General features: G+C 49.8%; 29 protein-coding genes, 1 other RNA gene and 1 pseudogene. 16 read left to right on the top strand and 15 right to left on the bottom strand.

The window, feature by feature from the left end; genetic code table 11:
- Positions 1-31: 31 nt before the first annotated feature.
- The 6 genes from lepB to rpoE form a co-directional block, all read right to left on the bottom strand.
- Positions 32-1,003, bottom strand: a complete 972-nt coding sequence (gene lepB, locus F3J36_RS09245) for a signal peptidase I (protein WP_021506522.1) — start codon at positions 1,001-1,003, stop codon at positions 32-34.
- 9 nt (positions 1,004-1,012) lie between these two features.
- Positions 1,013-2,812, bottom strand: a complete 1,800-nt coding sequence (lepA, locus tag F3J36_RS09240) for a translation elongation factor 4 (RefSeq protein WP_058758277.1) — start codon at positions 2,810-2,812, stop codon at positions 1,013-1,015.
- A 218-nt stretch (positions 2,813-3,030) separates the two neighbouring features.
- On the bottom strand, positions 3,031-3,495 hold the full coding sequence (rseC, locus tag F3J36_RS09235; protein ID WP_021506520.1) for a SoxR-reducing system protein RseC: 465 nt from the start codon (positions 3,493-3,495) through the stop codon (positions 3,031-3,033).
- Positions 3,492-4,448 (bottom strand): sigma-E factor regulatory protein RseB, encoded by a 957-nt coding sequence (gene rseB / locus F3J36_RS09230; protein WP_166719558.1) that lies wholly within the window; start codon positions 4,446-4,448, stop codon positions 3,492-3,494. The genes rseC and rseB overlap by 4 nt, the downstream gene beginning before the upstream one ends.
- Positions 4,448-5,104: an anti-sigma-E factor RseA gene (rseA, locus tag F3J36_RS09225; protein WP_166719557.1), complete on the bottom strand. Its 657-nt coding sequence runs from the start codon at positions 5,102-5,104 to the stop codon at positions 4,448-4,450. The genes rseB and rseA overlap by 1 nt, the downstream gene beginning before the upstream one ends.
- A 27-nt stretch (positions 5,105-5,131) precedes the next feature.
- Positions 5,132-5,710 (bottom strand): RNA polymerase sigma factor RpoE, encoded by a 579-nt coding sequence (rpoE, locus tag F3J36_RS09220; RefSeq protein ID WP_010617748.1) that lies wholly within the window; start codon positions 5,708-5,710, stop codon positions 5,132-5,134.
- 442 nt (positions 5,711-6,152) lie between these two features.
- On the opposite strand from rpoE, the gene nadB reads away from it, so the two are divergent.
- Entirely contained in the window at positions 6,153-7,760 is a 1,608-nt protein-coding gene (gene nadB / locus F3J36_RS09215) for an L-aspartate oxidase (RefSeq protein WP_166719737.1), read from the top strand.
- Here nadB and F3J36_RS09210 read toward each other — a convergent pair.
- Positions 7,757-8,506: a tRNA1(Val) (adenine(37)-N6)-methyltransferase gene (locus tag F3J36_RS09210; protein WP_166719556.1), complete on the bottom strand. Its 750-nt coding sequence runs from the start codon at positions 8,504-8,506 to the stop codon at positions 7,757-7,759. The genes nadB and F3J36_RS09210 overlap by 4 nt on opposite strands.
- A gap of 137 nt (positions 8,507-8,643) precedes the next feature.
- Here F3J36_RS09210 and srmB point away from each other — a divergent pair, with 137 nt between their 5' ends.
- Positions 8,644-9,972, top strand: a complete 1,329-nt coding sequence (gene srmB / locus F3J36_RS09205) for an ATP-dependent RNA helicase SrmB (RefSeq protein ID WP_021506515.1) — start codon at positions 8,644-8,646, stop codon at positions 9,970-9,972.
- A gap of 186 nt (positions 9,973-10,158) precedes the next feature.
- On the opposite strand, the gene grcA is transcribed toward srmB, so the two are convergent.
- On the bottom strand, positions 10,159-10,542 hold the full coding sequence (gene grcA / locus F3J36_RS09200) for an autonomous glycyl radical cofactor GrcA (protein WP_166719555.1): 384 nt from the start codon (positions 10,540-10,542) through the stop codon (positions 10,159-10,161).
- A 263-nt stretch (positions 10,543-10,805) separates the two neighbouring features.
- Between grcA and ung the strand changes: the two genes are divergently transcribed.
- Entirely contained in the window at positions 10,806-11,483 is a 678-nt protein-coding gene (ung, locus tag F3J36_RS09195) for a uracil-DNA glycosylase (RefSeq protein ID WP_127834787.1), read from the top strand.
- A 45-nt stretch (positions 11,484-11,528) separates the two neighbouring features.
- Here the strand turns inward: ung and grpE are convergent, their stop codons facing one another.
- A complete protein-coding gene (gene grpE, locus F3J36_RS09190) occupies positions 11,529-12,107 on the bottom strand; it encodes a nucleotide exchange factor GrpE (protein ID WP_031279366.1) in 579 nt (192 codons plus the stop codon).
- 122 nt (positions 12,108-12,229) lie between these two features.
- On the opposite strand from grpE, the gene nadK reads away from it, so the two are divergent.
- The 3 genes from nadK (at position 12,230) to bamE (ending at position 15,387) form a co-directional block, all read left to right on the top strand.
- Positions 12,230-13,108, top strand: coding sequence for an NAD(+) kinase (gene nadK, locus F3J36_RS09185; protein ID WP_058758272.1), 879 nt, complete (start codon positions 12,230-12,232; stop codon positions 13,106-13,108).
- Positions 13,109-13,193: 85 nt separating this feature from the next.
- Positions 13,194-14,855: a DNA repair protein RecN gene (recN, locus tag F3J36_RS09180; RefSeq protein ID WP_166719554.1), complete on the top strand. Its 1,662-nt coding sequence runs from the start codon at positions 13,194-13,196 to the stop codon at positions 14,853-14,855.
- Between the two features lie 184 nt (positions 14,856-15,039).
- Entirely contained in the window at positions 15,040-15,387 is a 348-nt protein-coding gene (bamE, locus tag F3J36_RS09175) for an outer membrane protein assembly factor BamE (RefSeq protein ID WP_021506509.1), read from the top strand.
- Between the two features lie 50 nt (positions 15,388-15,437).
- Here the strand turns inward: bamE and F3J36_RS09170 are convergent, their stop codons facing one another.
- On the bottom strand, positions 15,438-15,728 hold the full coding sequence (locus tag F3J36_RS09170) for an RnfH family protein (RefSeq protein WP_166719553.1): 291 nt from the start codon (positions 15,726-15,728) through the stop codon (positions 15,438-15,440).
- Complete coding sequence (locus tag F3J36_RS09165) at positions 15,721-16,155, bottom strand: type II toxin-antitoxin system RatA family toxin (protein ID WP_021506507.1); 435 nt, start codon at positions 16,153-16,155, stop codon at positions 15,721-15,723. The genes F3J36_RS09170 and F3J36_RS09165 overlap by 8 nt, the downstream gene beginning before the upstream one ends.
- A 159-nt stretch (positions 16,156-16,314) precedes the next feature.
- Between F3J36_RS09165 and smpB the strand changes: the two genes are divergently transcribed.
- The 3 genes from smpB (at position 16,315) to F3J36_RS09150 (ending at position 18,610) form a co-directional block, all read left to right on the top strand.
- Positions 16,315-16,797: an SsrA-binding protein SmpB gene (smpB, locus tag F3J36_RS09160; RefSeq protein ID WP_021506506.1), complete on the top strand. Its 483-nt coding sequence runs from the start codon at positions 16,315-16,317 to the stop codon at positions 16,795-16,797.
- 43 nt (positions 16,798-16,840) lie between these two features.
- Positions 16,841-17,205: a transfer-messenger RNA gene (gene ssrA, locus F3J36_RS09155) on the top strand.
- Between the two features lie 175 nt (positions 17,206-17,380).
- Positions 17,381-18,610 (top strand): integrase arm-type DNA-binding domain-containing protein, encoded by a 1,230-nt coding sequence (locus F3J36_RS09150; protein WP_166719552.1) that lies wholly within the window; start codon positions 17,381-17,383, stop codon positions 18,608-18,610.
- Positions 18,611-18,759: 149 nt separating this feature from the next.
- Here the strand turns inward: F3J36_RS09150 and F3J36_RS09145 are convergent, their stop codons facing one another.
- The 3 genes and pseudogenes from F3J36_RS09145 to F3J36_RS09135 all read right to left on the bottom strand — a co-directional run bounded on the left by F3J36_RS09145 (position 18,760) and on the right by F3J36_RS09135 (position 20,700).
- Positions 18,760-19,170, bottom strand: a complete 411-nt coding sequence (locus tag F3J36_RS09145) for an H-NS family nucleoid-associated regulatory protein (RefSeq protein ID WP_166719551.1) — start codon at positions 19,168-19,170, stop codon at positions 18,760-18,762.
- 437 nt (positions 19,171-19,607) lie between these two features.
- Positions 19,608-19,868 (bottom strand): annotated as a pseudogene (locus F3J36_RS09140) (hypothetical protein); the annotation flags it as partial.
- Between the two features lie 73 nt (positions 19,869-19,941).
- Positions 19,942-20,700, bottom strand: coding sequence for an alpha/beta fold hydrolase (locus F3J36_RS09135; protein ID WP_166719550.1), 759 nt, complete (start codon positions 20,698-20,700; stop codon positions 19,942-19,944).
- 152 nt (positions 20,701-20,852) lie between these two features.
- Here F3J36_RS09135 and F3J36_RS09130 point away from each other — a divergent pair, with 152 nt between their 5' ends.
- The 7 genes from F3J36_RS09130 to F3J36_RS09100 all read left to right on the top strand — a co-directional run bounded on the left by F3J36_RS09130 (position 20,853) and on the right by F3J36_RS09100 (position 26,708).
- Complete coding sequence (locus tag F3J36_RS09130; RefSeq protein ID WP_166719549.1) at positions 20,853-21,539, top strand: hypothetical protein; 687 nt, start codon at positions 20,853-20,855, stop codon at positions 21,537-21,539.
- Between the two features lie 166 nt (positions 21,540-21,705).
- Positions 21,706-23,124 carry a sugar porter family MFS transporter gene (locus F3J36_RS09125; protein ID WP_166719736.1) on the top strand — a complete coding sequence of 473 codons (1,419 nt, stop codon included), beginning with the start codon at positions 21,706-21,708 and terminating at the stop codon, positions 23,122-23,124.
- Positions 23,125-23,236: 112 nt separating this feature from the next.
- Positions 23,237-23,617, top strand: a complete 381-nt coding sequence (locus F3J36_RS09120) for a hypothetical protein (protein ID WP_166719548.1) — start codon at positions 23,237-23,239, stop codon at positions 23,615-23,617.
- The gene (locus tag F3J36_RS09115; RefSeq protein ID WP_166719547.1) at positions 23,617-24,933 is read left to right on the top strand and encodes a nucleoside 2-deoxyribosyltransferase; all 1,317 of its coding nucleotides are present in this window, start codon (positions 23,617-23,619) and stop codon (positions 24,931-24,933) included. Before F3J36_RS09120 ends, F3J36_RS09115 begins: the two co-directional genes overlap by 1 nt.
- Positions 24,934-25,560: a 7-cyano-7-deazaguanine synthase gene (locus F3J36_RS09110; protein WP_166719546.1), complete on the top strand. Its 627-nt coding sequence runs from the start codon at positions 24,934-24,936 to the stop codon at positions 25,558-25,560.
- Complete coding sequence (locus F3J36_RS09105) at positions 25,557-26,228, top strand: hypothetical protein (protein WP_166719545.1); 672 nt, start codon at positions 25,557-25,559, stop codon at positions 26,226-26,228. Before F3J36_RS09110 ends, F3J36_RS09105 begins: the two co-directional genes overlap by 4 nt.
- 84 nt (positions 26,229-26,312) lie before the next feature.
- Positions 26,313-26,708, top strand: a complete 396-nt coding sequence (locus F3J36_RS09100; protein ID WP_166719544.1) for a hypothetical protein — start codon at positions 26,313-26,315, stop codon at positions 26,706-26,708.
- On the opposite strand, the gene F3J36_RS09095 is transcribed toward F3J36_RS09100, so the two are convergent.
- A complete protein-coding gene (locus F3J36_RS09095; RefSeq protein WP_166719543.1) occupies positions 26,705-26,929 on the bottom strand; it encodes a hypothetical protein in 225 nt (74 codons plus the stop codon). The two genes, F3J36_RS09100 and F3J36_RS09095, sit on opposite strands and share 4 nt — an antisense overlap.
- Between the last annotated feature and the right edge of the window lie 60 nt (positions 26,930-26,989).

Below are 26,989 nucleotides of genomic sequence, written 5' to 3'. Positions count from 1 at the left end.
CCTGACTCGCAGGAAGCCAACCGTTTTTAAATCAGTGAATACCGCCAATGCGACTCAGTCGCACGCCGGTCGGCCACTGTCCTTCCTGTTTCTCAAAGCTCATCCAGATAGCAACCGCTTTGCCGACCAGATTCTTCTCGGGCACAAAGCCCCAGTAGCGGCTGTCGGCGCTATTATCACGGTTATCGCCCATCATGAAGTATTGCCCCTGCGGCACAATCCACGTGGCCTGCGGCTGACCCGGCTGCTGATAATACATGCTCGCCTGGCTCTGCGCTTCGTTCACCAGCAGGATATCGTGCGTGACATTGCCCAGCGTCTCTTTGCGCGTGCCAAGACGCAGGCCGCCCCGCAGCGTTTCGCCCTGCGGCACCTGGTAGAAACCGTTGCCGGTTTCGTTACCATCAAAGCCGCTGAAGGTCTGGATGAAATCGCTCGGCTCAATGTTGGTATAGGTCACTGGCAGCGCCGTGTCACACTTGCCCGTGCCGCAGCCTGGGTTGATGGTCAGGGTTTTGCTGTAAGGATCAAACACCACTTTGTCGCCCGGCAGACCGATCACGCGCTTGATGTAATCCACGCTCGGATCTTTCGGGTATTTGAACACCGCGACATCTCCGCGCTGCGGATGGCCGGTCGGGATCAGCGTGGTTTGCGTGATCGGATCTTTGATGCCGTAAGCAAATTTCTCCACCAGGATGAAGTCGCCAATCAGCAGCGTCGGCATCATCGAGCCAGAAGGGATCTGAAACGGTTCGAAGATAAACGAGCGCACGATCAGTACCACCGCCAGCACCGGGAACACCGACGCTGCGGTTTCAACCCAGCCCGGCTGCGCGGCCACTTTGGCCAGCGTTTTGCTGTCGAGCGAATTACCTGCCTGAGCCTGTGCTGCCGCCTGCTTTGCCCGGCGCGCCGGGGCCCACTTAAAGCGATCGATACACCAGATGATGCCGGTTAACAGAGTGGCAATCACCAGAATCAGGGCGAACATGTTAGCCATTAAAGTTCCTTATTTGCTGTCTTTACCGACATGCAGAATGGCAAGGAATGCTTCCTGCGGCAGCTCAACGTTGCCGACCTGCTTCATTCGCTTCTTACCTTCTTTCTGCTTCTGCAACAGCTTTTTCTTACGGCTGACGTCACCGCCATAGCATTTCGCCAGGACGTTTTTACGCAGCTGTTTCACTGTTGAGCGAGCGATAATGTGGTTGCCGATTGCTGCCTGAATCGCAATATCGAACTGCTGGCGCGGGATCAGATCTTTCATCTTCTCCACCAGCTCGCGGCCACGATACTGTGAGTTATCACGGTGCGTAATCAGCGCCAGCGCATCAACGCGTTCTGAGTTAATCAGGACGTCGACGCGCACCATGTCAGAGGTCTGGAAACGTTTGAAGTTATAGTCCAGCGACGCATAGCCGCGCGACGTTGATTTCAGACGGTCGAAGAAGTCGAGTACCACTTCTGCCATCGGAATCTCATAGGTCAGCGCAACCTGTTTGCCGTGGTAAACCATGTTAGTCTGCACACCGCGTTTTTCGATACACAGCGTAATGACGTTGCCCAGAAACTCCTGCGGCAGCAGCATATGACACTCAGCGATCGGTTCGCGCAGTTCAGCAATATTATTCAGCGGCGGCAGCTTCGATGGGCTGTCGACGTACACCACTTCTCCGTCAGTGGTTTCCACTTCGTACACAACCGTTGGCGCGGTGGTGATCAGGTCGAGATCGTATTCACGCTCCAGACGCTCCTGGATGATCTCCATGTGCAGCAGGCCGAGGAAGCCACAGCGGAAGCCAAAGCCCAGCGCGGTGGAGCTCTCTGGCTCATAGAACAGTGAGGCGTCGTTCAGGCTCAGCTTGCCTAAGGCATCACGAAAAGCTTCGTAGTCGTCGGAGCTTACCGGGAACAGACCGGCATACACCTGTGGCTTCACTTTTTTGAAGCCCGGCAGCGCTTTATCCGCTGGATTGCGCTGCAGCGTCAGGGTATCGCCCACCGGGGCGCCGAGGATGTCTTTGATGGCGCACACCAGCCAGCCTACCTCGCCACACTTCAGCTCGGTACGGTCAATTTGTTTTGGCGTGAAAATGCCGAGACGGTCAGCGTTGTACACCTGGCCGGTACTCATTACCTTCACTTTATCGCCTTTGCGCAGCGTGCCGTTTTTAATACGGATCAGCGACACCACACCGAGGTAGTTATCAAACCAGGAGTCGATGATCAGCGCCTGCAGCGGGCCTTCCGCATCACCTTCCGGCGGCGGAATATCCCGCACCAGACGCTCCAGCACATCCGGTACGCCGACGCCGGTTTTCGCCGAGCAACGCACCGCATCCGCGGCGTCAATGCCGACGATATCTTCAATCTCTTCCGCCACGCGCTCCGGGTCGGCCGCAGGCAGGTCGATTTTGTTCAGTACCGGTACCACTTCCAGATCCATTTCCATGGCGGTGTAGCAGTTCGCCAGGGTCTGCGCTTCAACGCCCTGACCTGCATCAACCACCAGCAATGCCCCTTCACAGGCCGCCAGCGAGCGGGAAACTTCATAAGAGAAGTCAACATGGCCTGGGGTGTCGATAAAATTGAGCTGGTAAGTTTCACCGTTTGGCGCGTGGTAATCGAGCGTAACGCTCTGCGCTTTAATGGTGATGCCGCGCTCGCGCTCCAGATCCATCGAATCCAGAACCTGCGCCGCCATCTCACGATCGCTCAGGCCACCGCAAATCTGAATCAAACGGTCAGAGAGCGTTGATTTGCCGTGGTCAATGTGAGCGATAATGGAGAAATTTCGTATGTGCTTCATTTATATGAATATCTTCACGTAGAAAATCAGTTGAAAACGTGAGCACAGACACATTCAGGCAAGTGAGCTTTACCCGGAACCCTGTCAGCCTCATTAATGACGACGCATATTACACTGTTAACGCCGCGCGTTAAAGAATGGAACTGCGGGGAATCGCAACAGAATTCAGCGATTAAGACGAAATGAAAAGGCCGCGCAATACGCGGCCTGAACGGGGATCAACTATGGTTTTCCACCCGTAGCGCATCAGGCGGGAGCGCAACGCTGAGAATCACCGGCTGGAACGCTTCGCGATCGCCAAACCGGCTGGAAACCCCTTTGGCAACAATAAAGCCGCCAACGCCACCCAGCAGCGCACCGCAGGCCGCCGCCAGGTCGCTGTGGAACAGCATCTGGAACAGGCCCGCGACCAGGAACAGACCAAACAGTGGCGTCATATACACCAGCAGCGCAGAACCGAGCAGGCTGCTTTCACGAATGCCCAGCTCAATGCGCTGGCCCGGCTGCAGCGGCTCCGGACTGGCGATGGTCATCACATGGGCGTTTTTCGGTCCCAGCTGGTTGAGCGCATGGCTGCCGCAGCCTTTGCGCGCTGAACAACTGTTGCAGGAGGTTTTCGCTTCCGAATGCAGAGTAGCGACGCCCTCTTTCCATGCCACTACGGTGGCCCATTCTCTCATCATTTTGTGGCACCTGAATCTATGCTGTCCGCGATACGTTTGGCGGTGGTCGGCGGCAATTCGCCCACCACGGTAATTTCACGATTATCGCGCACTTCGGTCTGCACCGTACGACGCCCGGTGCGCAATGACTGGGGCGAACTGCTTTTATCGGCAGGCGTGATGTTAATAGCGAAACTGAACAGGCCATCGCTGTACAGACGGGATTCTACGGTTTTGTTCATCGCCGGAATATCACGCCGGCTTTGCGAAATCAGCTTCATACCGGCCGGCAGCCAGCCTGGCTGCCAGCTGAGCTGCACTTTGTCGCCCGCCGGTAACGACAGCGACGGCGGCAGATTAGCTTTTTCCAGCCCCTGCATCAGATTGCGCACGCCTTCATCAACGGCAAAACTGATGACGCGGAACTGTTCCAGCGTCTCACCGTCGCGATCCAGCAAATCAATCCGCAGCGGCAGTTTGGTATCGACGTCCAGCCACACCACGTAGCTGTAACGCGTGCCGTCACGCGACACGATGCGCACCACTTCGCACATCTGATCGGCCATGCGGGAACGCCCTACCGGAATAAAATCGTAGGCATCGCCGAGGCGCGAGAAGTCAGCGAACATCAGCGGCGGCAGCGCATCAATAATGTGGTTGCCCGGCAGCGAGAACGGATCGAGACCCGGTTCGAAATAGCTGATGTCGTTGCCGCGCTGGATCACCTCACGGCGCGGTCCGTCCATCTGTAATAGCTGGGCGAATACGCGATTGTCGATAACCGCATGGCGGTAACGCAGGGATTCAATGCCCAGACGTGAGACATTGATATAGGCGAATTCGTAGTTGAGGTTCTGGCTGGCCTGCTCCATCTGCTGTAACAACGCCCCGGACGCAGATGTCTGCGCCGGGGCGGTAGATGACCAAAGCAGGCTGCCTGCCAGCAGGCTAACGGCACACCAAAGCTGCTTCATTACTGCTGTTGAGTTCCTAACGACTGAGTTCCGGGAACGTTAGCCTGCGCCTGCTGCGGCGCATTGCTTTCAAACTGCACCTGATCGGCATGCAGACGGCGTTGCAGTTCGTAATCCTGCAGCATGGCATTCACACGGCGACGCTGCTCCTGCACCTGCTGATTTGAGCTGTTGGTGTCAAAAGCATCAGACGGCACGCCCAGGCTGACCGGTGACGCTTTACCCATCATCGGTAAGGTATTAAAGGCTGGCGCGTCCGACGTTTCCGTCGCGCTGCCCGCCGGTGAGCTATTGTAGTGCTGCACACCGACGATCACCGCCAGCGACACACAGGCCGCCACACCGATCTGCGTGATCTGAGCAACCCAGCCGCCACCGCGACGCCAGAACGGCATTTTCTGCCAGCGCGACGGCTCCGGCTGTGCTTCCGGGATCAACGAAGTCACTTTGCGCACCGGCTCGTTTTCGATGGCGGCAGCGACGCGTGCAGAGATATCAAAATGCAGCACTTCGCCCACATCGCCCCGCAGGGTGTCGCGGATCAGATGGTAGCTCTCCCAGCTTTTTTGTAGATCTGCATCCTTCGATAACGACGCCAGCAGCTCATTATCTAAAGTTTCACCATCCATTAAAGCGGAAAGTTTTTCTTTCTGCATGTTTTGGTACCCTTCCAGTAGCCGTTATCACTGACGTTGGATAAGCGGTTGAACTTTATTATCAATGGCTTCCCGGGCCCGGAAGATACGTGAACGTACGGTACCTACCGGACAATCCATGATGGCGGCGATCTCTTCGTAACTCAGACCATCCAGTTCCCGCAGGGTGATGGCCATACGCAGATCTTCAGGCAACGCCTCAATCGTCCGAAAAACAATTTGTTTCAGTTCGTCTGACAACATTAAGTTCTCAGGGTTCGAAATTTCTTTTAGCGCACCCGCACTTTCGAAATTTTCCGCGTCAATCGCGTCCACATCGCTGGACGGCGGCCGGCGCCCCTGAGCCACCAGATAATTCTTCGCGGTGTTGACCGCAATGCGGTACAGCCACGTGTAAAAGGCGCTATCACCCCGGAACGACTCCAGTGCGCGATACGCTTTAATGAAAGATTCCTGAACCACATCAGGCACATCGCCTGACGGGACATAACGTGAAACCAGGCTCGCCACTTTATGCTGGTATCGGATCACCAGTAAATTAAATGACTTTTGATCTCCTTTCTGAACCCGCTCAACGAGAACCTGATCCGTTAACTGCTCGCTCATCCGAGGTAATGTCTCCCCAAATCTCTTTTATGCGTAAGTGAACTGCCAGCACATCTCATTTATTGTGAGCAAGCATGCGCTTAGAGTCCCGTTCTGGCCTGAAGTTCACCACGACCTGATATTTTCTGTACCGGTGCCCTGACATCGTTGTTGTTGATGGTCTTTCAGTGTAGCGACTTACCGCACTGGTGGTGTCGTTGGCGGCACCGATAATCGCTGGCAGAGTACCCTATGACGCCGCATTTTTCACCTTTATTCCCTGAATTTTCAGCGTGTTTGGTATAAAAAACACTAATCGCTTATTTTCAGACATAACTTACTGAAATCGCATTACAATCTGATTATTGCGTCGAATTATCCCGCGTTTTTTGTTCAAAATACTTCACACCAGCAGCGTCCGGGCTTATGCTCGGGGGACCTTTTGTTTAGTAAATTAAACATCATGAACCCCATTCCCGATCATAGCTGTGATGTACTAATTGTCGGCAGCGGCGCGGCCGGTTTATCTCTGGCGCTGCGGCTGGCACCGCACTATCAGGTAACGGTGCTGAGTAAAGCGCAGATTAGCGAAGGCTCCACGCTGTATGCGCAGGGCGGGATTGCGGCGGTGTTTGATGAAAACGACAGCATTGAATCACACGTCGAAGATACGCTGGTTGCCGGCGCAGGCCTGTGCGATCGCGAGACGGTGAATTTTATCGCCAGCAATGCGCGCCCGTGCGTACAGTGGCTGATCGATAACGGCGTGGCGTTTGATCGCGAGCCTCAGGATAACGGTAATGCGCGCTATCACCTGACGCGCGAAGGCGGTCACAGCCATCGCCGTATTTTACACAGCGCCGACGCCACCGGGCGTGCGGTTGAAACCACGCTGGTCAGCCAGGCGCTCAGCCATCCCAATATTCGCGTTATTGAGCGCGCCAACGCGGTGGATTTAATCCTCTCCGATAAAATTGGCCTGCCCGGAACGCGGCGCGTGGTGGGCGCATGGATCTGGAATCGCAATCGCGAACAGGTTGAAACCTGCCGCGCCCGCAGCGTGGTGCTGGCCACCGGCGGTGCGGCGAAGGTGTATCAGTACACCACTAATCCGGATGTCGCTTCCGGCGATGGCATCGCGATGGCGTGGCGCGCCGGCTGCCGGGTGGCCAATCTGGAGTTCAATCAGTTTCATCCTACCTGCCTGTTTCATCCGCAGGCGCAAAACTTTTTGCTGACCGAAGCGCTGCGCGGCGAAGGTGCCTGGCTACTGCGCCCGGACGGTTCGCGCTTTATGCCGGATTTCGATGCGCGCGCCGAACTGGCACCGCGCGATATCGTGGCGCGCGCTATCGATCACGAAATGAAGCGCCTGGGCGTCGACTGCATGTATCTCGACATCAGCCATCAGCCGGCCAGCTTTGTGCGTGCCCACTTTCCGATGATCTATGACAAGCTGCTGACGTTTGGCCTCGATCTGACGCAGCAGCCGATTCCGATTGTGCCCGCCGCGCATTACACCTGTGGCGGCGTGATGGTGGATCAGCATGGTCGCACCGACGTCGACGGGCTGTATGCGATTGGTGAGGTCAGCTACACCGGCCTGCACGGCGCTAACCGCATGGCATCAAACTCGCTGCTGGAGTGTCTGGTGTATGGCTGGTCGGCGGCCGAAGATATTGTGCGCCGTCTGCCGCAGATGCACGCCGTCGATCACCTGCCGGCGTGGGATGAAAGCCGCGTCGACGATGCCGATGAAAGGGTGGTGATTCAGCACAACTGGCACGAGCTGCGGCTGTTAATGTGGGACTACATGGGCATCGTGCGTACCACCAAGCGGCTGGAGCGCGCCCTGCGCCGCATTACGCTGCTACAGCAGGAGATAGATGAATACTATGCGCATTTTCGCCTCTCCAACAATCTGCTGGAGCTGCGCAATCTGGTGCAGGTGGCAGAGCTGATGGTGCGCTGTGCGCTGGCGCGCAAAGAGAGCCGCGGGCTGCACTTCACCCGCGACTATTCGCATACGCTGCCCGAGGCACAGCCTACGGTGCTGCAGCCGGTAGCCTAGCGGAACAGATAGAAATCGGTTACCAGGCTCAGCCAGTCCGCCGAATAGCTTTTATCCTCATCACGAATGGCGAGACGCTCCTGCACGAGTTCGCCTGCGGCAGGTGAAAAGCCCAGCACCAGCCGGTTCGGCGGTCGCTGCGCGTAAGGTGCCACATCATAGCGATAGCGCAGATGCCAGCCTTCGGCGCGCGCCAGTGCAATCAAGTTTTCGCCAGCATCCGCGGGCAGCACCACGCAAAACAGCCCCTCTTCTTCAATAAGCTCTGCCGCACAGCGCAGCAGAGTGGGATGATCAAGCGTTGCCGTGCTGCGCGCGGTATCTCGCTCGACGCTGGCCGAGGCCATACCCGGGGTGAAAAACGGCGGATTGCTGACAATCAGCGAGTAGCGTTTTTCTGCCTGCTCACTCCAGCTGACGATGTCCTGCGCGTGTACCGTGATACGATGCGCCCACGGCGACGCGGCGACGTTCTCCTGCGCCTGCGCGGCGGCGCTGCGCTCCAGTTCGACGGCATCGACACTGACGTCATCCGGCGTGCGCTGCGCCAGCATCAGCGCAATCAGGCCGCTGCCGCAGCCGATATCCAGTATGCGCCGTACGCCTGCCACCGGCGCCCAGGCCCCGAGCAGCACCCCATCGGTGCCGACCTTCATGGCACAGCGATCGTGCGCGACAAAAAATTGCTTAAACGTGAATCCATCTTTTCTTAACATCGCCCGCGCTGGCGGTTGCGGCTGAGACATGCTTAACGACCATTGAATTTGCTCCTGCCGGAAGTGTAACGTGGTCGCGAAGTGAATTCACCTTCACCTGTGCAACACAAACAGATGAAGATTGTGGCTGAACTGTCTATAATCAGCGCCCCAAACTGAGGTAGACCATGACCGTAACCACATTCTCCGAACTCGAACTCGACGAAAGCCTGCTGGAAGCCCTGCAGGATAAAGGCTTCACGCGCCCGACTGCCATTCAGGCTGAGGCCATTCCTGCCGCGCTGGAAGGCCGTGACGTTCTGGGTTCGGCACCAACCGGAACGGGGAAAACCGCAGCCTACCTGCTGCCCGCTTTACAGCACCTGCTCGATTTCCCGCGTAAAAAATCAGGGCCGCCGCGCATTCTGATCCTCACGCCGACGCGTGAACTGGCGATGCAGGTTGCCGACCAGGCGCGCGAGCTGGCCAAACATACCCATCTCGATATCGCCACCATCACCGGCGGCGTGGCCTATATGAACCACGCGGAAGTGTTCAGTGAAAATCAGGACATCGTGGTCGCGACCACCGGCCGTCTGCTGCAGTACATCAAAGAAGAGAACTTTGACTGCCGCGCGGTAGAAACGCTGATTCTGGACGAAGCCGACCGCATGCTGGACATGGGCTTTGCGCAGGATATCGAGACCATTGCCGGTGAAACGCGCTGGCGCAAACAGACGTTGCTGTTCTCGGCCACGCTGGAAGGCGACAACATCAAAGATTTCGCCGAGCGCCTGCTGAACGATCCGGTAGCGATTGAAGCCGATCCAAGCAAAAGCGAGCGCAAAAAGATTCAGCAGTGGTATTACCGCGCCGACAACCTAGAGCACAAAACCAAACTGCTGGTGCATCTGCTGAAGCAGCCGGAAGTGAAGCGCGCCATCGTGTTCGTGCGCAAACGTGAGCGCCTGCATGAGCTGGTGACCTGGATGCACGAAGCCGGCCTGCGCAGCAGCTACCTCGAAGGCGAAATGGTACAGGCTAACCGTAACGAAGCGATCAAACGCCTGAATGACGGTCGCGTTAACGTGCTGGTCGCGACCGATGTCGCCGCGCGCGGTATCGACATTGATAACGTCACCCACGTCATCAACTATGACTTACCGCGCACCGCCGATGTCTATCTGCACCGCATTGGCCGTACCGGCCGCGCCGGACGCAAAGGTACCGCAATCTCGCTGGTAGAGGCACATGACCATCCGCTGCTGGGTAAAATCAGCCGCTACGTCAACGAGCCACTGAAATCGCGCGTAATCGATGAGCTGCGTCCGGAAACGCGTGCACCGAGTGCTAAAGTCACCGGTAAACCGTCTAAAAAGGCGCTTGAGAAACGCAAAGAGAAGAAAGCGAAAGAAGAAGAGAAACCGCGCGTGAAGAAACGTCACCGCGATACTAAAAATATCGGTAAACGCCGCAAGCCAAGCGGCAGCAGCACACCGGAGAGCGGTGCAGAATAAAACAGCATCGCGGCAATTAAATCGCCTCCCTGAGGCGGTTTTTTGCTTTCTGGCCTGCTGAAAAAGCACTTTCGCGGCGTAAAATCTCTCAACCTGCCCTCTTCTCTCTTCAGAAAATAAAAAAAGCCGCGCCAGTAAGCACCGGCGCGGCCTGTATTGCTGTGTGCGTTTTCGTCAGCCGATCAATTACAGGCTTTCAGTAAAGGTACGGGTGATAACGTCACGCTGCTGTTCTGGCGTTAGCGCGTTAAAACGCACCGCATAGCCCGACACGCGAATAGTCAGCTGCGGATATTTTTCCGGATGCTTTACCGCATCCTCCAGCGTTTCACGGCGCAGCACGTTAACATTGAGGTGCTGACCGCCTTCAACGCGCACCTGCGGTTTCTGCTCCAGTGGAATTTCACGGTAAGCAATCTCGCCAAGATCGCTGACTGCAACAACCTGATCTTCCGTGAAACCACCTTTTGCGCACAGGCAGCGGGCTTCGGCTTTCTCATTGTCCAGCAGCCAGAACGAATTCAGCAGCTGCGGATTTTGTGCCTGAGTAATTTGAATACCGGTAATCATAGAGGCCTCCAGGGCTTAGCGCTGCGGCAGGAGCACAGCGCGGTTCTTCGGGTTATGTGATGCTCTGGTATATCACCGCGCTGACCGGCTCGTTTTGATCTGTATCAATTTCGTCCGGCCAGAATTTTTGCTTTCACCTTAATAAATTGATTTATAACAACTTTTATCATTAACTTTTTCTGCAATTGTTCAACTTATTTTTACCCTTCTGCTGCCCCGCCGGACACGCTAAGCTAAAGGCATCAATTTGCAGGGAGTCAATGATGGCTGAGAAGCTAACCTGGCACGATGTGCTGGCTGAAGAGAAAGAAAAACCTTACTTCGTGGAAACGCTGAAAGCGGTAGCTGAAGAGCGAGCAGCGGGCGTGACGGTCTATCCGCCGCAAAAGGACGTGTTCAACGCGTTCCGTCTCACTGAACTGGGCGATATTAAAGTGGTAATCCTCGGCCAGGATCCGTACCACGGCCCGAATCAGGCGCATGGCCTGGCGTTCTCGGTCCTGCCGGGCGTGGCCATTCCGCCGTCGCTGCTGAATATGTACAAAGAGCTGGAACAGGACATTCCTGGCTTTCAGCGTCCGCAGCACGGCTTTCTTGAAAGCTGGGCGAAACAGGGTGTGCTACTGCTGAATACGGTGTTAACCGTGGAAGCTGGCAAAGCGCATTCGCACGCGCGTTTCGGCTGGGAAACCTTTACCGATAACGTGATCAGCGCCATCAACTCCCATCGCGAAGGGGTGATTTTCCTGCTGTGGGGATCGCACGCGCAGAAGAAAGGCAGCATCATTGATGCGCAGCGTCATCACGTATTGAAAGCACCGCATCCTTCGCCGCTCTCGGCGCATCGCGGCTTTTTTGGCTGTCAGCATTTTTCCAAAGCCAATGCGCTGCTGAGCCAGGCTGGCCAGACGCCCATTGACTGGACGCCGGTGCTGCCCTGAAAACACAAACGGCCGCATCAGCGGCCGTTGTTGCAGGGGAGCGGCTTAGCCTTTGGCTTTCGATACCGCAACCATCGCCGGACGCAGCAGGCGACCGTTGAGGGTGTAACCACGCTGCATCACCATCAGCACGTGGTTTGGCGCCACTTCTTCAGACTCCATCATCGACATCGCCTGATGCACATCCGGGTTGAACGGCACATTAGTTTCGCCCACCACTTCCACGCCGAACTTGCGCACCGCACCCAGCAGTGATTTCAGCGTCAGCTCGATGCCTTCAATCATCGAAGCCAGCTCGGTGTTCTCTTTATCCGCCACTTCCAGCGCGCGCTCCAGGCTATCAATCACCGGCAGCAGTTCGTTGGCAAACTTTTCCAGCGCAAACTTGTGCGCTTTTTCCACGTCCATTTCGGCGCGGCGACGGATGTTTTCAATCTCAGCCTGCGCGCGCAGCTGGGCGTCACGCACGCCACCCTGCGCCTGCGCTAATTCCGCTTCCAGCTGGGCGATACGCTCATCACGCGGATCCACCTCAGTTGCTGTCTCCGCTTCCGGCTGCTGTTGTTCCTGTTGAATTTCGTCTGAGACTTGCTCGTTTGGGGTGTTCTGTTCTTTACTACTCATGAATTTCTCCGCGTTTTGCACATTCATCTCGCTGGTTGGCTTATTATGGGGATCAGTTTGACGGTTTCAAGTGAACCCATCACATTGCCTGGCCGTTTTGGCTTATGAGGAACACCCGCTAAATGAACAAACACTTTAACTGCATTGGGATCGTCGGTCATCCGCGCCATCCCACTGCGTTAACCACCCATGAAATGCTCTGGCGCTGGCTGACTGACAAAGGCTATGACGTGATCGTGGAACAGCAAATCGCCCGCGAGCTGAACCTGCAGGATGTGCGTACCGGCAGCCTGGCGGACATCGGCCAGTACGCCGATCTGGCGGTGGTGGTCGGCGGCGATGGCAACATGCTGGGCGCCGCGCGCGTGCTGGCTCGTTACGACATCAAGGTGATTGGCATCAACCGCGGTAATCTCGGCTTCCTCACGGACCTCGATCCGGATAACGCGCAGCAGCAGCTGGATGACGTGCTGCAGGGCGACTACTTCGTGGAAAGCCGCTTTTTGCTGGAAGCGCAGGTATGCAAAGAAGAGTGTTCGCCGCGCATCGGCAGCGCCATCAATGAAGTGGTGCTGCATCCGGGCAAAGTAGCGCACATGATTGAATTTGAAGTCTATATAGACGAAGTGTTCGCCTTTTCCCAGCGCTCGGACGGGTTGATTATCTCCACGCCAACCGGTTCAACCGCCTATTCGCTGTCGGCGGGCGGGCCGATTTTAACGCCGTCACTTGATGCGATTGCACTGGTGCCGATGTTCCCGCACACGCTGTCGGCGCGTCCGCTGGTGATCAACAGTAGCAGCACCATTCGCCTGCGTTTTTCCTCGCTGCGCAGCGACCTGGAGATCAGCTGTGACAGCCAGATCGCCCTGCCGATTCAGGAAGGGGAAGATGTGCTGATTCGCCGCAGCGCCAATCACCTCAATTTAATTCATCCAAAAAACTATAATTATTTTAATACTTTAAGCTCAAAACTCGGATGGTCAAAAAAATTATTCTGAAAAGGCCTGCCGGCTACTTTACTGGATAAAAAACCAGTTTATACTGTATGAAAAACCATATCTGTTTTTACATACAGGTGATTGTATGCTGGCACAACTGACCATCAGTAATTTTGCAATCGTTCGTGAACTGGAGATCGACTTTCATCGTGGCATGACGGCGATCACCGGCGAAACCGGCGCAGGAAAATCCATCGCGATTGATGCGCTGGGCCTGTGCCTTGGCGGCCGTGCTGAAGCAGACATGGTGCGTCAGGGGGCCAGCCGCGCGGATATCTGCGCGCGCTTCCAGCTGAAAGCGTCACCGTCTGCCCAGCGCTGGCTGGCGGAGAACCAGCTCGACGACGGCAACGAATGTCTGTTGCGCCGCGTGATCAGTGTCGATGGCCGCTCACGTGGCTTTATCAACGGCACGTCCGTACCGCTGTCGCAGCTGCGCGAACTCGGTCAGTTACTGATTCAAATCCACGGTCAGCATGCGCATCAGCTGCTCCTCAAAACCGATCACCAGAAACACCTGCTGGATGCCTACGCCGCACACGACGATCGGCTGGCGGAGATGCGTCAGCACTATCAGCGCTGGCACCACAGCTGCCGCGCGCTGGCGCAGCATCAGCAGCTGTCGCAGGAGCGTGAAGCCCGCCGCGAACTGCTGCAGTATCAGCTGAAAGAACTCAACGAGTTTGCGCCGCAGCCAGGCGAGTTTGAGCAGATTGATGAAGAGTACAAGCGCCTGGCGAACAGCGGTCAGCTGCTGTCCACCAGCCAGCAGGCGCTGCAAATTCTTGCCGACAGCGATGACACCAACCTGCAAAGCCTGCTCTACAGCGCGCGTAATATGCTGAGTGAACTGGTCTCGCTGGATGATAAAGTCAGCGGCGTATTTAACCTGCTGGAAGAAGCCGCGATTCAGCTGAGTGAAGCCAGCGATGAGCTGCGCCACTACTGTGAACGGCTCGACCTCGATCCTAATCGCCTGTACGAGCTGGAGCAGCGTCTGTCGCGGCAGATTGCGCTGGCGCGTAAACACCATGTTTCACCGGAAGCGCTGCCGGTACTGTATCAGCAGCTGCTGGATGAAGCGGAACAGCTGTCGCAGCAGGAGAGCGATCAGGAAAGCCTGCAGAGCGACGTCGTGGCTCATCATCAGGCTGCGCTGGCCTGTGCTGAAGCCCTGCATCAGCAGCGCGTTGCCTCGGCGCAGGAGCTGAGCCAGCTGATTACGCAAAGCATGCGCACCCTTGCCATGCCGCACGGTGAGTTTGCCATCGTGCTGGAATTCAATGCCGATCAGCTGACGGCTGAAGGTGCCAGCCGCATTGATTTCCGTGTCACCACCAACCCGGGCCAGCCGCTGCAGCCGCTGGGTAAAGTGGCCTCAGGGGGTGAACTGTCACGTATTGCGCTGGCGATTCAGGTGATCACCGCACAGAAAATGGAAACTCCGGCGATGATTTTCGATGAGGTTGACGTCGGTATCAGCGGTCCGACGGCCGCTGTCGTTGGCCAGATGCTGCGCCAGCTGGGCGAATCGACTCAGGTGATGTGCGTGACTCACCTGCCGCAGGTGGCGGGCTGTGGTCATCAGCACTTCTTCGTCAGCAAAGAAACCGACGGTGCGATGACCGAAACCCACATGCAGCCGCTGGATAAGCGTGCGCGTCTGCAGGAACTGGCGCGCCTGCTTGGCGGCAGCGAAGTAACACGCAACACACTGGCGAACGCAAAAGAACTTTTAGCAGCCTGACACCGCACTTTTTTGCGGCCTGGTGGTCATATGCTTGCTCTGTAGAGGTTTCCAATAGCTCAAAGGTTTATTATCATCGGCAGTCATATCGCCATAATAAAGCCTGCCGTATGCAGAGTTCAGAATTTGATGGCAACAAAACTGCCTGATGAAAGGCGTTTGGCCCCAGAAAAGGAATGTATAGATGCGCTGTAAAACGCTGACTGCCGCGGCAGTGGTAATGTTGATGATGACCGCCGGATGTTCCACCCTTGAGCGCGTTGTGTATCGTCCGGATATCAATCAGGGGAATTACCTGGTCGCCAACGACGTTTCGAAGATTCACACCGGCATGACGCAGCAGCAGGTTGCTTACACGCTCGGTACGCCGATGATGCACGACCCGTTTGGCAGCAACGTGTGGTATTACGTGTTCCGTCAGGAGCCAGGCCATGAGAGCGTGAAGCAGCAGACGCTGACGCTGACCTTCGACAGCAACGGTACGCTGACGAACATCGATAACAAACCGCGCCTCACCGGCACTGAAGACTGAGTGAGCCGCAACAAAAAAGGCGCCTGAGCGCCTTTTTTAATGCCTGTAATTTACTTTTTCGTTGCCGCGCGCTCTGCCCGCTGCCGGCGCATCTCTTTTGGATCGGCAATCAGCGGGCGATAAATCTCTACCCGATCGCCATCCTGCAACCTATCGCTCAGCTTGACCGGACGGCTGAAAATGCCGACCTTGTTGCTGCTCAGATCGATATCTTTGCGCAGCGTCAGCAGTCCGGATGCCTGAATCGCCTGCTCAACCGTGGCGCCCTCTTCCAGGCTAACCTCACGCAGATACTGTTTATACGGTAGCGCGTACACCACTTCAACGCTGATGTCAGCCACGGTAAACCTCTTTGGCACGCTGGGTAAACGCCTGCACCATGCTGTTGGCCAGCTCTTTGAAGATGCGTCCAAACGCCATCTCGACCAGCATGTTGGTGAACTCAAAGTCGAGGCTAAGCTCTACCTTGCAGGCATCGTCGCCGAGCGAGATAAATTTCCAGCCACCGGTCAGCTTGCGGAACGGCCCATCGACCAGCTGCATATGAATACTCTGGTTATCGGTCAGGGTGTTACGCGTGGTAAAGGTTTTACTGATGCCAGCTTTGGAGACATCCACCGCGGCGGTCATCTGGTTACCGCTGTTATCCAGCACGCGGCTGCCGGTACAGCCCGGAAGAAATTCAGGATAAGCATCCACATCATTCACGAGCCGGTACATCTGCTCAGCGCTATACGGGACCAGCGCTGAACGGCTAATCTGGGCCATAATGGTTCCTGTTGGTCACAAAACCGTTGAATTATACCATTTTAAGCTACTAAACAAAAATTCACGCCTTTGCCAGCTGTGCTAAAATAGTGTGTTTTTTACCGCCCCGCAGGACAGGGGATGCGCCCACAGACTGAGTGATGTAGACTACGCCGCACTATGACAAAGAAAAAAGCTCACAAACCCGGTTCAGCCACTATTGCCCTCAACAAACGCGCTCGCCATGAATACTTCATTGAAGAAGAGTTCGAGGCCGGCATGGCGTTGCAAGGATGGGAAGTCAAATCACTGCGCGCCGGTAAAGCCAACATCAGCGACAGCTATATTTTGCTGCGCGATGGCGAAGCCTATCTGTTCGGTTCCACTTTTCAGCCGCTGGCGGTGGCATCAAGCCACGTGGTGTGCGATCCCACGCGCAACCGCAAGCTGCTGTTGAACCAGCGTGAACTGGATTCCCTGTACGGCCGTGTTAACCGCGAAGGTTACACCGTGGTCGCGCTGTCGCTGTACTGGAAAAACGCCTGGGCCAAACTGAAGATTGGCGTGGCACGCGGTAAGAAAGAACACGACAAGCGCGCGGACATTAAAGATCGCGAGTGGAAGATGGACAAAGCACGAATTATGAAGAATGCCAGCCGTTAAGCACTGGAATCTTTTATAATTTTTTGCTAGAGTAAGAAGTCTTGGGGCTGATTCTGGATTCGACGGGATTCGCGAAACCCAAGGTGCATGCCGAGGTGCGGTAGGCCTCGCTAAAAAACCGCAAAAAAATAGTCGCAAACGACGAAAACTACGCTTTAGCAGCTTAATAACCTGCTTAGAGCCCTCTCTCCCTAGCCTCCGCTCTTAGGACGGGGATCAAGAGAGGTCAAACCTAAAAGAGATCGCGTGGATGCCCTGCCTGGGGTTGAAGCGTTAAAACTAATCAGGCTAGTTTGTTAGTGGCGTGTCTGTCCGCAGCTGGCAAGCGAATGTAAAGACCAGACTAAGCATGTAGTACCGAGGATGTAGGAATTTCGGACGCGGGTTCAACTCCCGCCAGCTCCACCAAAATTCTTTCGCGGCGATACCAGAATTGTCCGCTGAAGTCCTGAAAGCCCGCACGGCACAAGCCCTGCGGGCTTTTTTGTGTCCTGCGCGATTTCTTAAGAGTTGCTAGAGTCTACGCCTTATGACACCCTCCTTTAGGCCCACCAGTGTGGGTCCAAAATCAGAGGGTCCAAAAATGCCTAAGGTCGTCACGAAGCTAAATGATACCCAAATCAGGAACACCAAGCCCGGCGAGAAGGAAGTGAGTCTCTTCGACGGCGAGGGCTTGTTTGTGCGAATCTCACCATCAGCAAAAGGTGGTAAGAAAAACTGGTATTTTAGATACACGGTTCCGACGACCCGAAAACGCACAAAAATGAGCCTGGGTACTTACCCTCACCTCACCCTAGCTCAGGCTCGCTCTCTAAGAGACCAGTACCTCGCACTTCTTGCCCAGCAGATTGACCCACAACAGCATAATGCTGAGAAGGCGAATGCCTTAAAAGCGGCTGCTGAACACACATTGCAGGTGGTTGCAAAAAAATGGTTGGATGAGAAGAAAAGAACTTCAGGGATCACGAATGACCACGCAGAGGATATCTGGCGTAGCCTTGAACGAAACGTCTTTCCTGGATTAGGTAATGTTCCGATCAAGGAAATTCGTCCCAAACTCTTAAAGCAGCACTTAGACCCAATTGAGCAGCGTGGAATTCTTGAAACGCTAAGGCGTGTGATTTCCCGATTGAATGAAATTTTCCGCTGGGCGGCTACTGAGGAACTGATTGAGTTTAATCCTGCTGATAACCTCGCACAGCGTTTCACTAAGCCTAAAAAGCAGAATATGCCTGCATTACCCCCGTCTGAGTTACCCCGTTTCCTGACAACGCTGACCAATGCTTCAGTGCGTATGGAGACAAGGCTGCTGATTGAGTGGCAATTGTTAACATGGGTTCGTCCGGGCGAAGCCGTTCGAGCAAGGTGGGCAGACATCGATACAGACAACAGGCTATGGACCATTCCTGCTGATTTCATGAAAATGAAAAAAACTCATAAGGTTCCTTTGAGCAAAGAGGCTTTGCGCATTCTTGATACAATGAGGCAGCTCAGTGGACATAGAGAATGGATTTTCCCCAGCATTAAAGCACCACTTCAACACATGCATGAACAGACAGCTAATGCCGCTATTATTCGCATGGGGTTTGGAGGCGAGCTTGTAGCTCATGGTATGCGTTCGATTGCGAGAACAGCAGCCGAGGAGTCTGGTAAGTTTAGATCTGAAGTTCTTGAAGCAGCGCTAGCCCACTCCAAGAAAGACGAAATTGTTGCAGCGTATAATCGCGCGGAGTATCTCGCCGAACGAAACGCACTTATGCAGTGGTGGAGTGATTATGTGCAATCACAAAAGTTTAAAGCGATTGCTGCATAAGTAGCATCTATACCACTTTATTTTTATTATATGTAATAGAAATATTTTTGAATCTAGATGTGATTTTTAGCTTTTCTTAATACTAACGACAATAACAACCGTCAGTAAAAATCCTGCCGGTTGTCATTAATGAAATGACTCAGATAATTTTACAGTAAGAAATCATCAAGACTTTTACCGTCATCAACAGCTTTTTGTATAGCTTTGGGCGTGCGCCCCTGCCCTGTCCAACTTTTCTCTTTACCATCTTCATCTGTGAACCGATATTTCGCAGGGCGAGGACTGCGACTGGATTTTTGCTTTTTAGTAGTTGAAGGTGGATTCGAGTTGATAAGTAATTCCTGAGGATCAATCCCATCTGCTAAAAGTTGTTCGCGAATAGCATTAAGTTTTACTTTTCTCTCTTCTCGTTCTTTCATGCCCGATTCTTCTTCATGACGCTTTTCTTCAACGATTGCTGTCAGCTTTTCGAGAATTTCTTCAAGAATTTCCAGAGAGGTTCCACGTGCTTGTGCTCTTAAGGTTCGGATACTACCAAAAAGTTTAAATTCTTCACTCATTGCAAAATTCCCCAAATTAAAATTTATGAATTACTACAAATACTTTACAGCTTGATTCTAGTCGAATAATGCTGATAGTCACCTTTTAAAACCAAACTTGGGTGTAAAAAGACTGATTCATAAGCTTTTACTATAATTAAGTGTAGGAATTCATCATTTTTAATTATTCAGCACCTCTCTTTAAGCGCAATAAGATTTAATATCATTCGCTTTAAGCTTTTATTTTTTGAAATGCTAGCAATCTCCTCCACCCGCTAAACTGAGAAGCATATCTCAGATAGAGACTATCTTTTAGGAAACATTTTAAATCGCTATACGTAGTTCTCATAGCCTGTCAAAAACCATTCTGTTGCCATAGGGTAATACATTAAGAAAAGTTAATGCATGAAGAATTGTAAAGACTAATCACCATGTCTGATCAACATGGCATGCATTCAGCTTTTTAACCTATGGCTATTTCGCCAGGCCCGAAGATCACCAAGAAGATAATTGACTCGCTGGTTACGGGCTTTGCTTCCAGAAGAGTAGTACTGAACATAATGCGGACCATCTCCCTTCTGACGATAACGAGCAAGAGTTTTAACACTGACTCCCAGATAAAGCGCAGCTAAATCTACTCCAATTGTGGCATCATCCGGCATGTCATTGAACAAACTCCAGACCTCTGACATATCTCTTAAAGTTTCAATAGTACTCATGCTTGATTCCATAGTTATAAAACTGGTGTGTATTATTAAAGCAATTAATCCTTTTTCAAAAAATCATAAAAACCTATCTTTGAGCTACCTTCACAAACTCTATAATTTCACGAGATAAATCATCCGGGCATTCTAATGGAAGCAAATGTCCACAATCATTGATAACCCTGAATGAATAAGGATTAAAGTAGACTAAAGTACTTCTGATTTGCTCCGTGATATTTGGAACACTCTTATCGTCATTGCCTATTATCAATTTAACGGGGAGCCTGACCTTATCAAAAACACCTTCAAAATTTTCCTGACTTCCGCTATCTGCCCACTTATGGAATGCTTCACAGTCAGCTCGCAAAGTGTCTTCAATAGCAAGTTCTTCAAATGCCTGTTTTGGAGGCTGAAAACAGGATCCATTTACAAATGCTTTGGCTTCTTCTGCTCTACCCGTCCATTCCTTCTGTTGCAGGTATTGCTGGACAGTCATAGGCTGTGGAGTGAGAGGCGAAGGGGCTACAAGTAGAAGTCCACTGATTTTCTCTGGAGACTGCAAAGACATAACAGAGGCAATTTTTCCTGACATCGAATGTCCGATTAAAAACGGTGTTTTAATATTAAGGTTTTCAATATTTTCCCATAAAGCTTCTGCCTGCGACTGGATACTCATATCCTCTAAAGACTCAGAGTCGCCAAAACCTGGCATATCAAAAGCAATGCAATCATAGTCGTTTTTAAGATTTTCAATCACAGGGTACCAGGTTTTCGCAGAACCACCCAGATAATGCATAAAAACCAGAGCAGGCCCTTCCTGATTTCCCTGACGAGTAAAACTAAGCATTTGTAACCTCTGATAGAACCTGAATTTAATTTTTTAATTTAACAGCTGGATTCTAGTCTAAACTCAGAATGACGCAATGTCTGGCCGCACATATAATCTGTTAAATAATATTAATCATAATTTTCATATAATTTATTTTGGGGAGCAGGCTCTTGGACAATGAAAATTACCTTCGGAATGTGTACACCAACCGTTCGCATGAGACTATCCATGAATGGTTACTTGAACTGGAAAATAACTTTAACGAAAAGGACGTGGCTTTTTATCCTGAAGAATTGTTAGCACTGACAAGTGGCATTGAGCCTGAACTTAATCCGCAAATAAGAGCACTGTTGTCTGATCTTAGATCATTGACAAATGATGATCCTCTTGCAGAAGTTATGAGCGAGGAAAATTTTCACATGACATTTCTCGCCGTGACTCAATCCATCTACGAATCCTATAAAGACATTGCTGACATTGCCGACCTGACTGAGCGATTCAGCCTGATTATCAGAAACAGCACTCTTGACGTTAAAGAGCTTCAGCTTGTAGCACTTCCTAATCAGCTGTTACTGGCCGGAATTCCAGACAGCAACTCAATCAGCCTGCGACAAATTTTCTGGAACGATCTTATGAGTTCTGACTGGCAGTCAAAACTGCAGGACCGATATCCGGGAAAAGCTTTACCCCCAGATTTCTGGCATACAACAATAATGAGGTATAAATCGAAAAAACTGCCGCCGCTTGTCAGGGAATACTTCCTATCGAATTCTGATATGAGGTATGGAGAAATTGAGGGAAAAATAAAACTGGTACTTGCTCCGTATAACTGGAACAACCCTTTGAATATTATTTAACCATAATCGGCTTTGAGGATGGTGAGGATCAGCTTTGAGATCCTCATCACATTAACAACAGATTTAGCTGTAAAGTCCATATCTTGAGAGAGGGGCGCTCTAATCCTGACTGTATCCGCTGCGTAAGCTGAAGAACTATTACATGCTGTATGAGCGGAGCTTAATGATGTCTCATGTAAACCAGGCCGTCACCTACGATAGTGATCATCAGTCAAAAGTCAGAAGAATGAATCTCTTTGTATCCATATCCGCTGCCCTCGCCGGGCTTCTGTTCGGACTGGATATCGGTGTTATCTCAGGTGCCCTGCCTTTCATAACAAAACACTTTCAGTTAACCAGCCATGAACAGGAATGGGTTGTCAGCAGTATGATGCTGGGGGCTGCGATTGGAGCAATCTGTAACGGCTGGGTTTCACATCGGCTGGGAAGAAAATACAGCCTTATGGCTGGAGCCATACTCTTCATCGTGGGTTCACTTGGATCGGCTTTCGCCACAAGTGTTGAAGTTCTGCTTACATTCAGAGTTCTGCTCGGACTGGCCGTTGGTATCGCTTCCTATACCGCCCCACTCTACCTGTCAGAGATGGCAACAGAGAATGTTCGCGGAAAAATGATTAGCCTTTACCAGCTCATGATCACCTTTGGTATTGTCGTAGCTTTCCTGTCGGATACAGCATTCAGTTACAGTGGCAACTGGCGGGCAATGCTGGGTGTTCTCGCTATACCAGCAGTGGTACTTTTCGTCATGGTCATTTTCCTGCCTAACAGCCCCCGCTGGCTGGCTTCAAAAGGTCTGCATGTTGAGGCGGAAGAAGTTCTTCGAATGCTTCGGGATACCTCAGAGAAAGCCCGTCAGGAACTGAATGAGATAAGGGAAAGCCTTCGCATGAAGCAGGGAGGGTTTGCTCTTTTCAGGCAAAACCGCAATGTAAGACGTGCTGTCTACCTCGGTATGCTGCTGCAGGGTATGCAACAGTTTACGGGTATGAACATCATCATGTATTACGCTCCTCAGATTTTTAAAATGGCTGGCTTTCAGAGCACTCAGGAGCAAATGGTTGCGACCATAGTGGTTGGCCTGACATTCATGTTTGCTACCTTCATTGCGGTTTTCACCGTTGATAAAACGGGAAGAAAGCCAATTCTGAAGATTGGGTTTAGTGTAATGGCACTCGCCACTATGGTTCTGGGCTACTGTCTCATGAAAGCGGGTCAGGGAGATATCAGTACCGGTCTGTCATGGGTGTCAGTGGGTATGACAATGTTGTGCATAGGCGGCTATGCAATGAGTGCCGCTCCGGTGGTCTGGATATTGTGTTCGGAGATACAACCTCTGAAATGTCGGGACTTTGGGATCACCTGTTCAACCACGACGAACTGGGTTGCAAACATGATTATCGGTGCGACCTTCCTTTCACTTCTGGGTAGCATAGGTCCGGCCGGGACATTCTGGCTCTACACAGGGTTTAACCTGGCCTTCATCGTGATAACTTTTCTCCTGGTCCCTGAAACCAAAGGGGTAACTCTTGAGCATATTGAAAAGAATCTAATGTCTGGCAAGAAGCTCCGTGACCTAGGTCAATGATTTTCAACAACTAATAAATTCCAACCAGCCGGGTCTCGCTTTTTTCGCAAGATCCTTTACAAAACCCTCAGAATAAAGTATTAAATTAACTTTACTATTTGGAGGTGGATTTATGGGAAGCTCAGGTTCAGGAAGTTTTAGCGACTACTCTGGCGCAAAACGACAACATGATGAAAAAGAAGGAATTTCAGGGGGTGACAGCGGAGTTGATCAATGTAAAATCGCTTTTTCAGTTGCCCTAGAAGATGTAGCAATGCATAATTATTTTTTAATAAAAAACAATGTACCGCCTCCAGGCACTAAAATAGAGATAAAATTCAATAATAGACTGATAGTTCACGAAACATCATCAGGATATGCTATAGGAGCATTACCAACTAAATATAATTATTTATTGGCCTGTTTGAAAGATGGATTTAATTATGCAGGTCTTGTAAGTACATCTTACAATTCACCTCTACCACAAGTTGTAGTAGATTTAGGACCAGTATAATGGACAAAAAAATCTTACTTATAGGCGAAGTGTTTATCGATATAACTCTTAAAACTAATAAAACAAAAATGAGGCTTGGGGGAATTGTTCATGCCGCACGAGGATTGTGGGCTAGTGGAATTTCTTACTCAGTTGCCGCAGTTTACCCAAGTTATCTTGATAAAGAAATAAGAGATTATCTTAAAGCACATGGTTGCAGTTCGATATATCATATTGCTGATGTTAAAAACGCTCCTAATGTAATTTTTTTATACGATGAAAAAGAAACAGCTCATCAAGGCTATGAAAATATTCTTAGGGATAAAAAAGAGATTGAATATAAAAAAGATTTAAATCACTTATTTAATTATAAATCAGTAGTTATTTTTCCCGGCGATTTTTCATTAAATGAAATTTTTAACCATATAGAAAAAAATGCTCAGATTAGCATTGATATTGCATATGGAATGGATGATTTATCTCCAATAATTAATTCTAAACTTAACCTCCAGCTATTGACTATTTCAACATCATCTGAATTATTCGAGAATTTAACAAAAGAATATTATGAGAATCTTGTTTTGCAAATAAAATGTACAGGAGTAAAATTTCTTTTGGTAAAAGAAAACAGAGGTGGAAGTATAGTCTATGATTTTAGTAATGAAGTAGATATTGATATTCCAGCATACATAGATGAGACTGTTAATTCAGTTGGAGTTGGGGACGTTTTCACTGCAGTAATGGCGTCGAAAATTGATGAGTTAGGCATTGATTCTGCCTGGCGCGGCGTTCAGGCTGCAACATGTTATGCCAAAACAACTTTCATTGATGATTTTAAAAGGAATTTAAAAAGAGAATATCTTATCAGTATAAATGAATTAAAAAATTTATTAGGTGTGAGAGTTCCCTGGAGTAAAAGAAAAGAAATTAATATTTATTTAGCTGCTCCCGACTTCTCATATATTGATACACGCTTGATTGAAGAAGCTGTATCCTCTTTAAATTATCACAACTTTAATGTTATAAGACCTGTAAAAATAAATGGTGAATTATCTAAACCAGTAAGTTTTATCACACTCAAAGAAACCTATGCAAAAGATATAAAATTGCTAGTAGAATGTGATTTAATTTTTGCAATACCTTTATTAAAAGATGCTGGTACTTTAGTGGAGATTGGATACGCTCTGGCAATTAACAAACCAGTTATTGTCTATGACCCTTTAAATGAAAATGATAACACAATGGTTATTGGTGGAGCTTATTCATATTCGAATAATTTGGATGTCTCCCTCAATGATACTTTTATGAGCATATCTAAAACAATGAGAAAAACGTAAATGGATAAAGAATTGATCGTTTTAGCCTCTGGAGGGCTTGATTCAACTACAATAATCTATGAACTTTTTAAAAAAGGGTTTAAGCCTAAACCACTTTTCTACAATTATGGTCAACATTGTGCAGATAAAGAATGGAAAGTTCTTAATGAAGTACTTCCACGAGGAGTTGAGCAACCTGAATATCATGATATTTCCTCATTATTTGCAGGGTCAAATTCACGTTTAATAAATGAAGCTGATCTTTGGTCGGAAAATATACAAGACAATGATCTTTATGTACCTTATAGAACATTGATCTTTTTGACCTGCGCATGTGCAAGAGCCCAAAGTCTTGAAATATCGCAAGTATATGCAGGCTTTATTAATAGTAATCATGCTAAAGAGATCGATTGTTCTTTTGATTTTCTTAATAACGTAGGTAATTTAACTGAACATATAGGGCCTGTAGAGATTGTTCTTCCCTTCAAAGAAATGTCAAAATCTCAAGTGTTATCAAAAGCAATTGATCTCGAAGTACCAATAGGTAAAACCTTTTCTTGCCAAGCTCAAAGTAAACTTCCTTGCGGAGCATGTCCAAATTGTGTAGAAAGGCTCGCGGCATTGAGAGAGCTAGGCTTACAATTATGAAACATAAGAATTACGATTTAGATCATTACGATATCATTGGATTTGCACGTAAGATAGCTGAACGAGCTAAAGATGTGGGCATTATTAACAATGAGTTAAAAAAAAAGAGAAGAGTTCATACTCATATTGGTGTAGTTGTAGCTGACGCAGCTTTACAAGCAGGATTAAATTACACTAATATTGTGAAACCTCGACTTGAAAGGATTTATGAGAGTTTTCCAGAATGTTATAAACTCAGTAATGTATATTCGATAATTCAAGAAGGTCGTACATCCAAATTTTTAAACTGGAATCATCATGTCAAAGTTGAAAGATTCGAGAATTTAGTTATATTTTTGTTGAGTTATAATATAGAATATGTTGAAGATCTTTATCGAGCTTTAGAAGACATAGAATTCAAAAAGAGATTATTAGATATTCATGGCGTTGGCCCTAAAACAGTTGATTATCTAGCATGCCTAGTTGGTATTGACTCTATTGCTGTAGACAGGCATATAAAGAATTTTGCAACCCAAGCAGGACTCCATATTGAGAGTTACGATCTAATAAAAAATATATTCTGCTACGCTGCAGATTTATTAAATATCCCAAGAAGAGATTTTGATTATTTGATATGGACATTTGAATCTTCAATTTCAAATGAAAAAAAACAACTAACATTATTTTAGCAACTATTTTACATGTTTGTTATGGGCCCGCCCCCTTTTACACTTAAAAGTTTAAATTGCAGGTTGTGATTTATGGAGTGAATTATGAAAAATAGTTTAATTTTCGGATATGCAGCTAGCATTATTAGTTCTATCGTTATAACCCTATGGATTAGCTTCCAACCGATTACGTCAATTCTTTGGTTATTAGCACCTCTTATAGCACCAACAATCCTCTCTTTCTTTATAATTTATACCAGAACAAAGGAAATCAGAGATTTTATTAAATCTGTTAACGATACCATTATATTTACGATTAGCACCGTCATTACAGCCCTGTTAACCTTCAAAACTAGCGGTTTAGAAAGTCCTGAAATTTTCGACAGATTTATGATTAATAACCTTGGATATGTTTCGATCTGTACTTATACGATACTTTTAGTAATGAAAGCTTCGGTAGCGTTTTCAGAATCGATTGATAATTATAAAAATTTATCTTAATTGTTCGTTTTAGGCTTATGTGTTGCTACTAAAAAAATAGCCACAACAGGTAAAAACACAATTATTAAAATAAGTGTTAGCCCTAACGCATCAAATATTGGACCTGGTTCAATTGCTTTCTGTATATTATAATAATTTATATAGAGTACAGTCAGCATCCATGTTATCACTAATGTAAAATAAGCGTATGCCACACAGATTGTTATTTTTCTATCTTTCATAATCCCTCCATATTTTAATAATTGATATCATAGTTAAATCTAAAGTCAAATCTTGATGAG

The sequence above is a fragment of the Pantoea sp. Cy-640 genome, from assembly GCF_011752635.1.
GTDB lineage: Bacteria > Pseudomonadota > Gammaproteobacteria > Enterobacterales > Enterobacteriaceae > Pantoea > Pantoea dispersa.
The sequence above is the reverse complement of the archived record's forward strand: the minus strand, read 5'-3'. Positions and strand labels throughout refer to the sequence as shown.

What these genes read in the sequence shown, in the direction of transcription:
- lepB (WP_021506522.1), bottom strand. Translation starts at nt 1,003, where the DNA reads ATGGCTAACATGTTCGCCCTGATTCTGGTGATTGCCACTCTGTTAACC.
- lepA (WP_058758277.1), bottom strand. Translation starts at nt 2,812, where the DNA reads ATGAAGCACATACGAAATTTCTCCATTATCGCTCACATTGACCACGGC.
- rseC (WP_021506520.1), bottom strand. Translation starts at nt 3,495, where the DNA reads ATGATGAGAGAATGGGCCACCGTAGTGGCATGGAAAGAGGGCGTCGCT.
- rseB (WP_166719558.1), bottom strand. Translation starts at nt 4,448, where the DNA reads ATGAAGCAGCTTTGGTGTGCCGTTAGCCTGCTGGCAGGCAGCCTGCTT.
- rseA (WP_166719557.1), bottom strand. Translation starts at nt 5,104, where the DNA reads ATGCAGAAAGAAAAACTTTCCGCTTTAATGGATGGTGAAACTTTAGAT.
- rpoE (WP_010617748.1), bottom strand. Translation starts at nt 5,710, where the DNA reads ATGAGCGAGCAGTTAACGGATCAGGTTCTCGTTGAGCGGGTTCAGAAA.
- nadB (WP_166719737.1), top strand. Translation starts at nt 6,153, where the DNA reads ATGAACCCCATTCCCGATCATAGCTGTGATGTACTAATTGTCGGCAGC.
- F3J36_RS09210 (WP_166719556.1), bottom strand. Translation starts at nt 8,506, where the DNA reads ATGTCTCAGCCGCAACCGCCAGCGCGGGCGATGTTAAGAAAAGATGGA.
- srmB (WP_021506515.1), top strand. Translation starts at nt 8,644, where the DNA reads ATGACCGTAACCACATTCTCCGAACTCGAACTCGACGAAAGCCTGCTG.
- grcA (WP_166719555.1), bottom strand. Translation starts at nt 10,542, where the DNA reads ATGATTACCGGTATTCAAATTACTCAGGCACAAAATCCGCAGCTGCTG.
- ung (WP_127834787.1), top strand. Translation starts at nt 10,806, where the DNA reads ATGGCTGAGAAGCTAACCTGGCACGATGTGCTGGCTGAAGAGAAAGAA.
- grpE (WP_031279366.1), bottom strand. Translation starts at nt 12,107, where the DNA reads ATGAGTAGTAAAGAACAGAACACCCCAAACGAGCAAGTCTCAGACGAA.
- nadK (WP_058758272.1), top strand. Translation starts at nt 12,230, where the DNA reads ATGAACAAACACTTTAACTGCATTGGGATCGTCGGTCATCCGCGCCAT.
- recN (WP_166719554.1), top strand. Translation starts at nt 13,194, where the DNA reads ATGCTGGCACAACTGACCATCAGTAATTTTGCAATCGTTCGTGAACTG.
- bamE (WP_021506509.1), top strand. Translation starts at nt 15,040, where the DNA reads ATGCGCTGTAAAACGCTGACTGCCGCGGCAGTGGTAATGTTGATGATG.
- F3J36_RS09165 (WP_021506507.1), bottom strand. Translation starts at nt 16,155, where the DNA reads ATGGCCCAGATTAGCCGTTCAGCGCTGGTCCCGTATAGCGCTGAGCAG.
- smpB (WP_021506506.1), top strand. Translation starts at nt 16,315, where the DNA reads ATGACAAAGAAAAAAGCTCACAAACCCGGTTCAGCCACTATTGCCCTC.
- F3J36_RS09150 (WP_166719552.1), top strand. Translation starts at nt 17,381, where the DNA reads ATGCCTAAGGTCGTCACGAAGCTAAATGATACCCAAATCAGGAACACC.
- F3J36_RS09145 (WP_166719551.1), bottom strand. Translation starts at nt 19,170, where the DNA reads ATGAGTGAAGAATTTAAACTTTTTGGTAGTATCCGAACCTTAAGAGCA.
- F3J36_RS09135 (WP_166719550.1), bottom strand. Translation starts at nt 20,700, where the DNA reads ATGCTTAGTTTTACTCGTCAGGGAAATCAGGAAGGGCCTGCTCTGGTT.
- F3J36_RS09125 (WP_166719736.1), top strand. Translation starts at nt 21,706, where the DNA reads ATGTCTCATGTAAACCAGGCCGTCACCTACGATAGTGATCATCAGTCA.
- F3J36_RS09120 (WP_166719548.1), top strand. Translation starts at nt 23,237, where the DNA reads ATGGGAAGCTCAGGTTCAGGAAGTTTTAGCGACTACTCTGGCGCAAAA.
- F3J36_RS09115 (WP_166719547.1), top strand. Translation starts at nt 23,617, where the DNA reads ATGGACAAAAAAATCTTACTTATAGGCGAAGTGTTTATCGATATAACT.
- F3J36_RS09110 (WP_166719546.1), top strand. Translation starts at nt 24,934, where the DNA reads ATGGATAAAGAATTGATCGTTTTAGCCTCTGGAGGGCTTGATTCAACT.
- F3J36_RS09105 (WP_166719545.1), top strand. Translation starts at nt 25,557, where the DNA reads ATGAAACATAAGAATTACGATTTAGATCATTACGATATCATTGGATTT.
- F3J36_RS09100 (WP_166719544.1), top strand. Translation starts at nt 26,313, where the DNA reads ATGAAAAATAGTTTAATTTTCGGATATGCAGCTAGCATTATTAGTTCT.
- F3J36_RS09095 (WP_166719543.1), bottom strand. Translation starts at nt 26,929, where the DNA reads ATGAAAGATAGAAAAATAACAATCTGTGTGGCATACGCTTATTTTACA.